This is a genomic window from Streptomyces sp. NPDC003327, assembly GCF_053589515.1.
On the sequence record NZ_JBSFSA010000012.1, the window covers coordinates 148,978 to 160,787 of the forward strand.

At 73.7% G+C, this 11,810-nt stretch carries 11 protein-coding genes and 1 tRNA gene; 11 read left to right on the forward strand and 1 reads right to left on the reverse strand.

Annotation, left to right across the window (positions count from 1 at the left end):
* The first annotated feature begins 125 nt into the window (after positions 1 to 125).
* The 10 genes from ACWDVG_RS14120 to ACWDVG_RS14165 all read left to right on the forward strand — a co-directional run bounded on the left by ACWDVG_RS14120 (position 126) and on the right by ACWDVG_RS14165 (position 9,569).
* On the forward strand, positions 126 to 1,247 hold the full coding sequence (locus ACWDVG_RS14120; protein ID WP_451699393.1) for a TIGR03364 family FAD-dependent oxidoreductase: 1,122 nt from the start codon (positions 126 to 128) through the stop codon (positions 1,245 to 1,247).
* A gap of 8 nt (positions 1,248 to 1,255) precedes the next feature.
* Positions 1,256 to 1,987 carry a phosphonatase-like hydrolase gene (locus tag ACWDVG_RS14125; RefSeq protein ID WP_451699395.1) on the forward strand — a complete coding sequence of 244 codons (732 nt, stop codon included), beginning with the start codon at positions 1,256 to 1,258 and terminating at the stop codon, positions 1,985 to 1,987.
* On the forward strand, positions 1,984 to 3,036 hold the full coding sequence (locus ACWDVG_RS14130; protein ID WP_451699396.1) for an ABC transporter ATP-binding protein: 1,053 nt from the start codon (positions 1,984 to 1,986) through the stop codon (positions 3,034 to 3,036). Before ACWDVG_RS14125 ends, ACWDVG_RS14130 begins: the two co-directional genes overlap by 4 nt.
* A complete protein-coding gene (locus ACWDVG_RS14135; protein ID WP_451699397.1) occupies positions 3,029 to 4,039 on the forward strand; it encodes a 2-aminoethylphosphonate ABC transporter permease subunit in 1,011 nt (336 codons plus the stop codon). Before ACWDVG_RS14130 ends, ACWDVG_RS14135 begins: the two co-directional genes overlap by 8 nt.
* Positions 4,026 to 4,826: an ABC transporter permease gene (locus ACWDVG_RS14140; RefSeq protein ID WP_451699398.1), complete on the forward strand. Its 801-nt coding sequence runs from the start codon at positions 4,026 to 4,028 to the stop codon at positions 4,824 to 4,826. The genes ACWDVG_RS14135 and ACWDVG_RS14140 overlap by 14 nt, the downstream gene beginning before the upstream one ends.
* Positions 4,827 to 4,840: 14 nt before the next feature.
* Positions 4,841 to 5,908 carry a 2-aminoethylphosphonate ABC transporter substrate-binding protein gene (locus tag ACWDVG_RS14145; RefSeq protein ID WP_451699399.1) on the forward strand — a complete coding sequence of 356 codons (1,068 nt, stop codon included), beginning with the start codon at positions 4,841 to 4,843 and terminating at the stop codon, positions 5,906 to 5,908.
* An 86-nt stretch (positions 5,909 to 5,994) separates the two neighbouring features.
* Positions 5,995 to 6,774: an HAD-IIA family hydrolase gene (locus tag ACWDVG_RS14150; RefSeq protein ID WP_451699400.1), complete on the forward strand. Its 780-nt coding sequence runs from the start codon at positions 5,995 to 5,997 to the stop codon at positions 6,772 to 6,774.
* Between the two features lie 101 nt (positions 6,775 to 6,875).
* Positions 6,876 to 7,550, forward strand: a complete 675-nt coding sequence (locus tag ACWDVG_RS14155; protein WP_451699401.1) for a hypothetical protein — start codon at positions 6,876 to 6,878, stop codon at positions 7,548 to 7,550.
* Positions 7,551 to 7,561: 11 nt separating this feature from the next.
* Positions 7,562 to 8,206: a class F sortase gene (locus ACWDVG_RS14160; RefSeq protein WP_451699402.1), complete on the forward strand. Its 645-nt coding sequence runs from the start codon at positions 7,562 to 7,564 to the stop codon at positions 8,204 to 8,206.
* 271 nt (positions 8,207 to 8,477) lie between these two features.
* The gene (locus ACWDVG_RS14165; protein WP_451699403.1) at positions 8,478 to 9,569 is read left to right on the forward strand and encodes a glycoside hydrolase family 6 protein; all 1,092 of its coding nucleotides are present in this window, start codon (positions 8,478 to 8,480) and stop codon (positions 9,567 to 9,569) included.
* 64 nt (positions 9,570 to 9,633) lie between these two features.
* Here the strand turns inward: ACWDVG_RS14165 and ACWDVG_RS14170 are convergent.
* Positions 9,634 to 9,707: transfer RNA gene (locus ACWDVG_RS14170), tRNA-Lys, on the reverse strand.
* Between the two features lie 182 nt (positions 9,708 to 9,889).
* Between ACWDVG_RS14170 and ACWDVG_RS14175 the strand changes: the two genes are divergently transcribed.
* On the forward strand, positions 9,890 to 11,389 hold the full coding sequence (locus ACWDVG_RS14175; protein ID WP_451699404.1) for a peptidoglycan-binding protein: 1,500 nt from the start codon (positions 9,890 to 9,892) through the stop codon (positions 11,387 to 11,389).
* The last annotated feature ends 421 nt before the right edge of the window (positions 11,390 to 11,810 follow it).

Genomic DNA, 11,810 nt, shown 5'->3' on the forward strand with positions numbered 1-11,810 from the left:
GAAAGGGCCACCCAGAGGCCTTATTACGAGAAGATAACGGGTCTGGGCCAACCTTGGCAGGTCGTTCACCGTCCCGTTGCCCTCCCGATCGACGCAGGACACCCACCCCCACGACCGTTTCGGCCATGAAGGTGATCGTCGTAGGAGCCGGCGTGGTGGGAACCATGCACGCCTGGCACGCAGTGGAACGCGGCCACGAGGTCGTACACATCGAGCGCGAGGCCGAGGCCCGCGGGGCCTCGCTCCGCAACTTCGGCCAGATCTGGGTCAGCGGCCGCGCCGGCGGCGAGGAACTCGCCACCGCCCTCCGCGCCCGCGAGCTGTGGGAGGGCATCGGCGCCCGCGTCCCCGGGCTCGGCTTCCGGGCGAACGGCTCCCTCACCCCCGTACGGAACGAGCTGGAGCTCGCCGTCGCCGAGGCCGCCCTGGCCAGGGACGACGCCGCGGCCCGCGGCTACGAGCTGCTCACCGCGGCCGAGGCCCGCGAGGCCAACCCGGCCCTGCGCGGCTCGTTCGAGGCGGCGCTCCGGTGCGAGCGCGACGCCGCGGTCGAGCCGCGCGTCGCCCAGCTCGCCCTGCGCGAGGCGCTGCTCGCCTCCGGCCGCTACACGTTCCTGCCGCACCGCGAGGTCCGGGACGTCGTCGGCAAGAGCGGCGTCCGCGACGACCACGGGGACGTCCACACCGGCGACGCCGTCGTCCTGTGCACGGGCGCCTGGCTCTCCGGGCTGGTCCGCGAGGTCGCCGGCGAGATACCCGTCCGCCGCGTCCGGCTCCAGATGATGCAGACCGAGCCCCTCGGCGAGCCGCTCACCACCTCCGTCGCCGACGCCGACTCCTTCCGGTACTACCCGGCATACGCGTCCCCGGCCCTGGACGCCCTCAACGCAGGCCAGGCGCAGGACCCGGTCGCCGCCGCGCACAAGATGCAGCTGCTCATGGTCCAGCGGCTGGACGGCGGGCTGACCATCGGCGACACCCACGAGTACGAGCACCCCTTCGCCTTCGACACCCTCGAAGACCCCTACGAGCACCTCACCCGCGTCGTCGAGTCCTTCCTCGGCCGCCCGCTGCCGAAGATCCGCCGCCGCTGGGCCGGGGTGTACGCGCAGTGCGTCGACACCGGCCGGGTCGTCCACCGCCAGCGGATCGACGACGGCGTGTGGCTGGTGACCGGGCCCGGCGGCCGCGGCATGACGTGCTCGCCCGCCATCGCCGAAAAGACCGCGAACGAACTGGGCTGGTGACAAGAACCATGAACACGCAGACGAACCCGCACACGCCGACGAACACCTCCGCGAGGGCGGGCACGCGGACGCACCACCTCGTCGTCCTCGACATGGCCGGCACCACCGTCGCCGACGACGGCCTCGTCGAGCAGGCCTTCACGGCCGCGGCCGAGCGCCTCGGCGAGGACCCGGCCACCATGATCGACCACGTCCGCGCCACCATGGGCGAGTCGAAGATCACCGTCTTCCGCCACCTCCTCGGCGGCGACGAGCAGCGCGCCCAGCAGGCCAACCAGGCCTTCGAGCAGGCGTACGGCGAGCTGGTCGCCGACGGCAGGATCGCCCCCGTGGCGGGCGCCGCCGACGCCATCGCCGCCCTCCGCGAGCAGGGCAGGACCGTCGTCCTCACCACCGGCTTCGCCCGCGTCACCCAGGACGCCATCCTCGACGCCCTCGGCTGGCGCGGCCTCGTCGACCTCACCCTCTGTCCGGCCGACGCGGGCGGCCGCGGCCGCCCCTACCCCGACATGGTCCTCGCCGCCTTCCTCCGTACCGGAGCCGTCGACGGCGTACGCCAGGTCGTCGTCGCGGGCGACACCTCGTACGACATGCTCAGCGGCGTCCGCGCCGGAGCCGGGATCGTCGCGGGCGTCCTCACCGGCGCCCACGGCGCGACCGCCCTGAAGGAGCACGGCGCCACCCACGTCCTCGCCTCCGTCGCCGAACTTCCCGCGCTCATCGGGGAGTACGAGTCGTGACCAGCGGCATCCGGTTCCAGGGCGTCTCGGTCACCTACGGCACCACCACCGTCCTCGACTCCCTCGACCTGACCGTGGAGCCCGGGGAGGTCATGGCCCTCCTCGGCCCCTCCGGCTCCGGCAAGACCACCGCGCTGCGCACCGTCGCCGGTTTCGTCCGCCCCTTCGCCGGGCGGGTGTTCATCGGCGACCGGGACGTCACCGACCTCCCCCCGTACAAGCGGGGCATCGGCATGGTCGTCCAGCAGTACGCCCTCTTCCCGCACCTGCGGGTCGAGGACAACGTCGCCTTCGGCCTGAAGGCGCGGAAGGCGCCCAAGGCCGAGATCCCGGGCCGGGTCGCCGAGGCCCTGGAGATGACGGGCATGGCCGCCTACGCCCGCCGCTACCCGCGCGAGCTCTCCGGCGGGCAGCAGCAGCGCGTCGCGATCGCCCGCGCGCTCGCCATCCGGCCCGACGTCCTCCTCCTCGACGAGCCGCTCTCCGCGCTCGACGCCCAGCTGCGCTCCGGGATGCTGGCCGAGCTGGCCCGGCTCCACCGCGAACTGCCCGACGTCTCCGTCCTGTACGTCACCCACGACCAGGTGGAGGCGCTCACCCTGGCCGACCGGATCGCCGTCATGGACCGGGCGCGCCTCCAGGACTGCGGCACCCCGCAGGAGCTGTACCGGCGCCCGCGCACCGAGTTCACGGCCTCCTTCGTCGGCAACGCCAACCTGCTGCCGGTCCTCGTCGGCACGGACGGGGTCGCCTTCGCGGGCGCCGACCTGAAGGTCCCGGTCAGCGACGCGGCGCCCGGTGCGAGCGCCACGCTCTGCGTCCGCCCGCACCTCGTCGGCCTCGGCGAGGGCCCCAACGCGCTCCGGGGCCGGATCGCCGAGGTCCAGTGGCGGGGCGCCACCCACCGGCTGTACGTCGACGTGGCCGGGCACCGGGTGAAGGCGGACGTCCGCGAGCTGCGGGAGACCCCGGCGCTGGGCACGGAGGTGACGCTGCACTTCGCCCCCGAGGACGCGGTGCTGCTCGCGGCGGGAGTGAACGATGGCTGAGGTCTCCGCCCGGACGACGGCGGTCCGCGCGACCGGCCCCTCGAAGGGCCCGGCGGCACACGGCGGCCCCGCGGCCGCCAAGGGCTCCCCGGCCCCGACCGGCCCCCCGGCCCCGGCCGGCCCCGCGGCCGAGGGACCCGCAGGTCGCTCCACGCCCCCCGCCGCCCACGGAAGCCCCACGCCTCCCGCCCGGCCCCCCGCCCGCGCGGTCCCCGCCTGGGTCTGGGCCCTGCCCCCCGTCGCCGTCCTCGGGCTCGTCTTCCTCTACCCGCTCGTCCTCGTCGTCCAGGAGTCCCTGGCCCCCGGCGCGTACGCCGAGGTCCTCGCCTCCGCCTCCTTCCGCGACGCGCTCGGCACCACCGTCTGGCTCGCGGTCGGCTCCACCGTCGGCTGCCTCGTCCTCGGCTTCGTCCTGGCCCTGGTCATCGCCTTCGTCCCGTTCCCCGGCGCGAAGGCCGTCTCCCGCTTCATCGACGTCTTCCTCTCCTTCCCCTCCTTCCTCATCACCCTCGCCCTGCTCTTCGTGTACGGCACGGCGGGCATGGCCAACGGCCTGTGGACCGGCGTCACCGGCGCCCCCGAGGGGCCCTTCCAGTTCCTCACCACCTCCTGGGGCGTCCTCCTCGCGGAGATCACCTACTTCACGCCCTTCGTGATGCGCCCCCTCCTCGCCGCCTTCTCCCAACTGGACACCGCGCAGCTGGAGGTGGCCTCCTCGCTCGGCGCCCGCCCCGCGCGGATCGTGCGGCAGGTGATCCTGCCCGAGGCGCTCCCCGCGCTCGCCGCCGGCGGCAGCCTGGTCCTGGTGATGTGCCTCAACGAGTTCGGCATCGTGCTCTTCACCGGGGCCAAGGGCGTCACGACGCTCCCGATGCTCGTCTACTCCAAGGCGATCCTCGAGTCCGACTACGCCGCCGCCTGCGTGGTCGCCGTCGTCAACGTCGCGATCTCCGTGGGCCTCTACGGCCTCTACCGGGTGGTGAGCAAGCGTGCTGGTGCATAGCCGTACGGGCCGGTGGACCCTCTGGGCCGTCTTCGCGGTCCTCTTCGTCCCCCTCTTCGCCCTCCCCCTCCTCGTGATCCTCGCCGCCTCCTTCTCCACGCACTGGTCCGGCGCCCTCCCCTCCGGGCCGACCGTCGAGAACTACGCCTCCGCCGTGCGCGGCGAGTCCCTCCAGGCCCTGACGACCAGCCTGGTCACGGCCGTCGCCGCCAGCCTCCTCGCCCTCACGCTCGGGACCTGGGCGGCGCTCGCCTCCGCCTCCCTGCGCGGCCGGGCGGGCCGCAGGCTCCTCGACGCGCTGTTCGTGCTGCCGCTGGCCGTGCCGTCCGTGGTCGTCGGCCTCGCGGTCCTGGTCGCCTTCTCGCGGCCGCCGGTCCTCCTCAACGGCACGCGCTGGATCGTGATCCTCGCGCACACCGTCCTCGTCACGGCCTTCGCCCACCAGTCGGTGTCGGCCGCGATCCGCCGCCTCGACCCGATGTACGAGCAGGCGGCGGCCGGACTCGGCGCCCGCCCCTCGTACGTCCTCTTCCGGGTCAAGCTGCCCCTGCTCCTGCCGTCGCTGAGCGCCGCCGCCGGGCTCTGCTTCGCCCTGTCCATGGGCGAGCTGAGCGCCACGATGATGCTCTACCCGCCGGACTGGATGCCGCTTCCGGTGCGGGTCTTCACCGCCACCGACCGCGGGTCCCTCTTCACCGGATCGGCGCTGGCCGTGGTCCTCATGGCCGCGACCCTGCTGGTCCTGCTGGCCGTCTCCCGAATCCGTACCAGAGCCTCGTACCGCTAGGAGAGAACCACGTTATGCGCACGACGTCCCCGCACCTCAAGCCGATCGCCGCCGTCACCGGCGCCCTCGCCCTCACCGCGTCCCTCGCCGCCTGCGGCGGCTCCTCCTCCGCCTCCGACGAGAAGGTCGTCACCGTCTACAGCGCCGACGGCCTCAAGGGCGAGAAGGGCGACGGCTGGTACGACAAGGTCTTCGCCGACTTCGAGAAGCAGACCGGCATCAAGGTCGAGTACGTCGAGGGCGGCTCCGGCGAGATGGTGCAGCGCGCCCTCCGCGAGAAGTCCAACACGCAGGCCGACGTGATCGTGACCCTGCCGCCCTTCATCCAGCAGGCCGGCTCCAAGGGCCTCCTCCAGGCGTACGTGCCGAAGGGCTCCGACCAGGTCAGCGGCGCCGACAAGGCGTCCGACGGCACCTGGACCTCCGTCGTCAACAACTACTTCGGCTTCATCCACAACAAGAAGGAGCTGCCCCAGGCCCCCGGCACCTGGGAGGCGCTCCTCGACGCCAGGTTCAAGAACAAGCTCCAGTACTCCACCCCGGGCGTCGCGGGCGACGGCACCGCCGTGCTCATCAAGGCCATGCACGACTTCGGCGGCCAGGCCCCGGCCCTGGAGTACCTGAAGAAGCTCCAGGCCAACAACGTCGGCCCGTCGTCGTCCACCTCCAAGCTCGCGCCCAAGGTCGACAAGGGCGAGCTGCTCGTCGCCAACGGCGACGTCCAGATGAACTTCGCCCAGGCGAAGTCGATGCCGAACCTCGGCATCTGGTTCCCGGCCCGCGAGGGCGGCAAGCCGACCACGTTCGCGCTGCCCTACGCCGCCGGGCTGGTGAACAAGGCACCGCACGGCGAGAACGGCAAGAAGCTCCTCGACTTCCTGCTGAGCGAGGGCGCCCAGCGCGAGGTCAGCGCGGTCGGCGGCGGCTTCCCGGCCCGCAAGGACATCAAGGCGACCGACGCCAACGCGATCGCACTCGCCCAGCTGATGGAGGGCGTGGAGGTCTTCGAGCCGAACTGGGCCGACATCGACAAGAACCTCACGGCGTACGTCGACGGGTGGAAGACCGCGACCGGCAGCTGACCACCCCCTAGGCTGGGGGCGTCGCCACAGCGCTGTCGCGTCGCCCCCAGAACACCGCACGTTTGTACGGCAGGAGTCCCGCAACCATGGCAGAGCGCAAGCCGATCGAATCCTGGCTCACCGACATGGACGGTGTCCTCATCCACGAGGGCGTGCCGATCCCCGGCGCCGACGCGTTCATCAAGAAGCTGCGGGACACCGGGAAGCCGTTCCTGGTCCTCACCAACAACTCGATCTACACCGCGCGCGACCTGCACGCCCGGCTCGCCCGCATGGGCCTCGAAGTCCCCGTCGAGAACATCTGGACCTCGGCCCTCGCCACCGCCAAGTTCCTCGACGACCAGCGTCCGGGCGGCACCGCGTACGTCATCGGCGAGGCGGGTCTCACCACCGCGCTGCACGACATCGGCTACGTCCTCACCGACCACGACCCCGACTACGTGGTGCTCGGCGAGACCCGTACGTACTCCTTCGAGGCGATGACCAAGGCCGTCCGCCTCATCAACGCCGGCGCCCGGTTCATCTGCACCAACCCCGACGAGACCGGCCCCTCCCTGGAGGGCCCGCTCCCGGCCACCGGCTCCGTCGCCGCCCTCATCAGCAAGGCCACCGGCAAGAAGCCCTACTTCGCGGGCAAGCCCAACCCGCTGATGATGCGCACCGGGCTCAACGCCATCGGCGCCCACTCCGAGTCCAGCGCCATGATCGGCGACCGCATGGACACGGACATCCTGGCCGGTCTCGAAGCGGGCATGCAGACCTTCCTCGTCCTGACCGGACTGACGACGCAGGCCGAGATCGACCGCTTCCCCTACCGCCCCTCCACGATCGTGAAGTCGATCGCGGACATCGTCGACCGCGTCTGAAGGAAACGGCCCGGCCGGCCGCGCCCGGGTTCCTCCTCCCGCCCCCCTGCGGATGCGGAACGCGCCGAAACGGGTGACCCTGCCAGTACCAGGAGGTCACGATGCGTTCAGGTCCCATTGCTCTCCGTGCCGCAGGGGCGGCCCTCGTTCTCGTACTGGCTCCGGCCGCGACGGGCGGCGCGTACGCCCACGACGGGGTGAAGGTCACCGTCACCCCGGCCGCCGCCCGGCCCGGTGCCGACGTCGACGTCCGGGTCCACGGCTGCAAGGGCACCACCGGTGCCGCGAAGTCCCAGGCATTCGTCGCCGACGCCGAGCTCACCGGCCGTGACGGCGCCGGGAAGCCGCTCGTCGGCGACACCACCATCCGCTCGGGCCTGGAGGACGGCACCTACCGGGTCAGCGTGACCTGTGACGGCCACGACCACCCCGACGTCGGTACGGTCCGGGTCCAGCGGCACCACGAGCCCACGCACAAGCCGTCGCACCACCCCACGCACAAGCCCTCGGACAGGCCCACGCACCGGCCCACGCACGAGCCGACGCGTCACCCGTCCGGACACTCCACCCCCGTGGCCCCGGTCCGCGCGGGCGGCGGCGGCACGGCCGCGTTCGCCGCGCCGGCCGCCCCCGGGGTGGCCCAGACCGCGAACGAGAGCGGCCTCGGCACCCCGTACACCCTCCTGGGCCTCGGCATGGCCGCCGTCGCCGCCGTGGCGGTCGCCTTCCGCAGCGCCCGCCGCCACCGCGCCGGCTCCGGTCGCGGTACGGACTGACCGTGGCGGCCGTGAGCCGCCCGGTCACGGGCACGGCATGGGCGGTCCTCGTCCTCGGACTCTGGCTCTGGGGCCGCGACAGCGAGGGACCCGGCGGCAGCTCGGCGCCGACGACCGGCGACATCGCCGCCGTCGGCCGCCCCCTCGGCGCGGCCCTGCCCCCGGCCCACCGGCCGGTCACCGCCGCCGAGCCGAGCCGCGTCGAGATCCCGTCCCTCGGCATCACGGCGCCCGTCGTCCCGCGCGGCCTCGACGCCACCGGGGCGATCGACCCGCCGCCGTACGAGATGCCGCACACGGTCGGCTGGTTCGCGGCCGGCACCCGGCCGGGCGCCGAGGGCGCCGCGCTCCTCGTCGGCCACGTCGACACCGACACCCGCCCCGCCGTCTTCTACGGCCTGAGCGCGGCCCGGCCGGGCGACACCGTGCGCGTCACCCGGACGGACGGCTCGGTCGCCCGATTCACCGTCGACGACATCCAGGTCTTCCCGCGGGACGACTTCGACCCGACGAAGGTCTACGGCCCGCGCACCCCGCACCGGGCCGAACTCCGCCTGATCACCTGCGGCGGCACCTTCGACCGCGCGGCCGGTACGTACACGGCGAACGTGGTCGTCTCCGCGTACCTGACGGGGTGGGACCGCGCCGGTTCCTGACCCGACGGCGATCAGAGGGGACCGGCGGGGTGGCAACGGGGAATGGCGGCCGGGGCCGCAACCGGGCCCGGCCGGCGGGGCGCGTCCCACGCCGGCCGGCCGGGCCGGTCCTCGACCGCGGGCTCACGGGCCGCGGGAGAAACCCGGAGCCGCCGCGGGAGGTCGGGGTTGCCGGACACTGTAAAGGGCCCCGCCTCGCCCGGCCCAGAGCCCCGACGTGTCACGATGGTCACGACCGAGCCACGCAGCACGTGCCCGAAGGGCCGCCCGCATGTCCGTACGTCGTGCCGGGGCCGCCCTCCCGGCCCTCCCCACCCTCCCGGTCCCCACCCTCCCGGTCCCCGCCCTCCTCGTCCCCCTGCTCGTCGCCGGGCTGCTCCTCACCGGGTGCGGCGCCCCACCCGGCCCCGGTCCCGATCCCGGGCCCGGCACCGGCCCCGCCCCCGCGCGGATCGCACCGGGGCCCGGGGCGTCCGCGACGGCCGACGCCGCCCCCTACTGGGTGAACCCCGACGGCAAGGCCGCCCGGGCCGTCGCCGCGCACCTCGCCGCGGGCCGTACCGCCGAGGCGGAGCTGCTGCGCCGGATCTCCTCCCGGCCCGCGGCCGAGTGGATCGGCCCCGACCGCCCCGAGGAGGAGACCCGGGCCCTCACCGAGGCCGCCGCCCGCGCCGGGCGCACCGCGCTCCTCGTCCTCTACGCCATCCCGAACCGCGACTGCGGCCAGCACTCGGCGGGCGGCGCGGCCGACGCCGCCGCCTACCGCACCTGGGTGGACGCGGTCGCCCGCGGCATCGGCGAGCGCCGCGCCACCGTCGTCGTCGAACCCGACGCGGTGATGCACGTCGTCGACGGCTGCACGGAGAGCCGCCACCACGCCGAGCGGTACACGCTGCTCAAGGAGGCCGTCCTACGGCTGAAGCGGCAGCCGGCCACCACGGTCTACCTGGACGCGGGCAACGCGGGCTGGGGCCGCCCCGCCGATCTGCGGCGCCCGCTCCTGGAGGCGGGGATCGCCGAGGCGGACGGCTTCTCCGTGAACGTCTCGAACTTCCAGTCGACCGCCGCAAGCGTCGCGTACGGGCGCGGGCTCTCCGCCCTGGTCGGCGACAAGCCCTTCGTCGTCGACACCAGCCGCAACGGAAACGGCCCCTACGCGGAGGGCGACCCCGCCCAGACCTGGTGCAACCCGCCGGGCCGCGCCCTCGGCGAGCCGCCCACCACCGCCACGGGGGACCCGCTGGTCGCGGCCTACCTGTGGATCAAGCGCCCGGGAGAGTCGGACGGCACCTGCCGGGGCGGCCCGAAGGCGGGGGAGTGGCACGACGCGTACGCGCTGGAACTGGCCCGCAACGCACGGTAGTTGAATACGGGGGCGGGAACGTGCCGAAGCCCCTCACCATCGGTGAGGGGCTTCGGCTTTCGCGTGCGCCGCCAGGGACTCGAACCCCGGACCCGCTGATTAAGAGTCAGCTGCTCTAACCAACTGAGCTAGCGGCGCCTGCTGACAGAGAGAACTCTACCCGACGCCGAGGTGTGCTCCTGACCAATATCGGTCGCCACCGGCCTGTCGGATGGTCGTATCAGGCCTTCAATCCGTCAAAATGCGATTTGTCCAGACAGTTGAGACACTGGCGCCCAACCGAGGCCCAAAAGATCTTGACGAGTGTGGAGGGGAATCGCATGAGCGTGCCGGTCTTCGAGGAGTTCGAACCCGCGGCCGACTGCGGCTGCCCGGGGTGCGCCCGGCAGCGGCGTGACCTCGCCCTTGGCCTGCCGGTCCGCGCCGGCGGCCACCCGGCGGCGCACGGCGCGCGCCGCGCCCTGGTCCTGGTGACGGCGGCGGGCGTGGTGCTCGGCGGGGGAGGGGCGGGGGCGGCGAGCGCCTTCTCCCCGATGGCGGAACCGTTCACCCCGGCGGACGTGACGGACCGGGTGGACGGGACGGGAGGGGCGGGCGGGGCCGGTGCGGCGGCCGGTCCGGTGGACACGGGGGATCCCTCGGACGCGGTGGCTCCGCCGGACGGACCCGACATGCCGCAGGGCAGCCGGGGGCCGCTGCACGGCGCGCCCGGCCCCGGCGGCCAGCCGTCGCCCGGCTCCACCCCGACGACCAGTCAGATCTCGACGGAGTCGCTGCGCCGCACGACCCGGGCCGAGATCATCAACCGGGCGAAGAAGTGGGTCACCGCCCAGGTCCCGTACTCCATGGAGAAGTACTGGTCGGACGGCTACCGCCAGGACTGCTCCGGCTACATCTCCATGGCCTGGAACCTGCGCAGCAACGAGTGGACCGGCAGCCTCGACCGCTTCGCCACCCGGATCGACCGCACCGAGCTCCAGCCCGGCGACATCCTGCTCTTCCACAACCCGGCCAACCCGACGCGCGGCTCGCACGTGACGATCTTCGGCGGCTGGACGGACTACACCCACACCGCCTACGTCGCGTACGAGCAGACCAAGCCGCGCACGCGGAAGCAGGCGACGCCGATGGCGTACTGGGAGAACTCCGACCGGTACGTGGCCTACCGCTACAAGGGCGTGGTCAGCGGCGGCACCGGGGGCGGCTCGACGCCGACGGACCCGACGGACCCGGCCGGCCCGACGGACCCGACGACGCCGACGTCCCCGACGAGTCCGACCGCTCCGGCGGGGGCGGCGTACCCCGGCGCGGCGTACTTCGGCCCCGGCGCCCACAACGCGTACGTCACCCAGCTGGGCAAGCTGCTCGTCGCGCGCGGCGGCAAGAAGTACTACCGCGAGGGCCCCGGCCCGCGCTGGGGCGAGGCCGACCGGCGCGCGACCCGGGCCTTCCAGCTCGCACAGGGCTGGAAGGGCAAGGAGGCGGACGGCCTGCCCGGCCCGCAGACCTGGCGGCTGCTCGCCACCGGCGGGGGCCGGAGCATCGGCGGTTCGAGTGGTTCGGCCGGTTCGAGCGCGAATGCGACGGGGTTCCCCGGGCGTGGCTCCTTCCGTCCGGGCCAATCCAACGCATATGTGGAGAAGCTGGGCAAACAACTGGTGAAGCGGGGCTTCGGCAAGCACTACCTGTCGGGACCCGGTCCGCGCTGGACGGAGGCGGACCGCCGCAACGTCGAGGCGTTCCAGCGGGCACAGGGCTGGCGCGGCGGAGCGGCCGACGGCTACCCGGGCCCGGAGACCTGGCGGCGTTTGTTCCGATGACCCCGAGAGCATGAGGTGGACCCCGAATGACGGCTTCGACCCCGAACCCGCCGGACTCCGGCGCGGCGGCCTCGCGCGACGCCGCCCGCACGGCCCGACGCCTGACGGACGGCACGCTCCCCCGCACGACCCCTCCGCCCCCGCCGCCGCCCGGTGACCCGTCCGGGGCCGATGCCGCACCCGCTTCGGGGCCGGGCCCGCTCGCGCCCGCCGACACCGACGAAGCGGTAGCGCCCGGGACCGGGGGCGGCGCGTCCCCGGCGCCGGGGCACACCGCTGCCCCGCCGGCCGGCGCTTCTCCCGTCTCGGGTACGGCCGCGGCTCCGGGCACGGGACGGCCGGTCGCCCGCGAGCCCAGAGTTTCATCGAGAGATGGCCTTTCCGCTCGCCTCGTAGGCGCCTGACTCGTAGCCGCCCGACG

Excerpts from the sequence above, each read along its gene's own strand:
- ACWDVG_RS14155 (WP_451699401.1), top strand. The coding sequence starts at position 6,876 with ATGCGTTCAGGTCCCATTGCTCTCCGTGCCGCAGGGGCGGCCCTCGTT.
- ACWDVG_RS14150 (WP_451699400.1), top strand. The coding sequence starts at position 5,995 with ATGGCAGAGCGCAAGCCGATCGAATCCTGGCTCACCGACATGGACGGT.
- ACWDVG_RS14165 (WP_451699403.1), top strand. The coding sequence starts at position 8,478 with ATGTCCGTACGTCGTGCCGGGGCCGCCCTCCCGGCCCTCCCCACCCTC.
- ACWDVG_RS14145 (WP_451699399.1), top strand. The coding sequence starts at position 4,841 with ATGCGCACGACGTCCCCGCACCTCAAGCCGATCGCCGCCGTCACCGGC.
- ACWDVG_RS14175 (WP_451699404.1), top strand. The coding sequence starts at position 9,890 with ATGAGCGTGCCGGTCTTCGAGGAGTTCGAACCCGCGGCCGACTGCGGC.
- ACWDVG_RS14135 (WP_451699397.1), top strand. The coding sequence starts at position 3,029 with ATGGCTGAGGTCTCCGCCCGGACGACGGCGGTCCGCGCGACCGGCCCC.
- ACWDVG_RS14120 (WP_451699393.1), top strand. The coding sequence starts at position 126 with ATGAAGGTGATCGTCGTAGGAGCCGGCGTGGTGGGAACCATGCACGCC.
- ACWDVG_RS14125 (WP_451699395.1), top strand. The coding sequence starts at position 1,256 with ATGAACACGCAGACGAACCCGCACACGCCGACGAACACCTCCGCGAGG.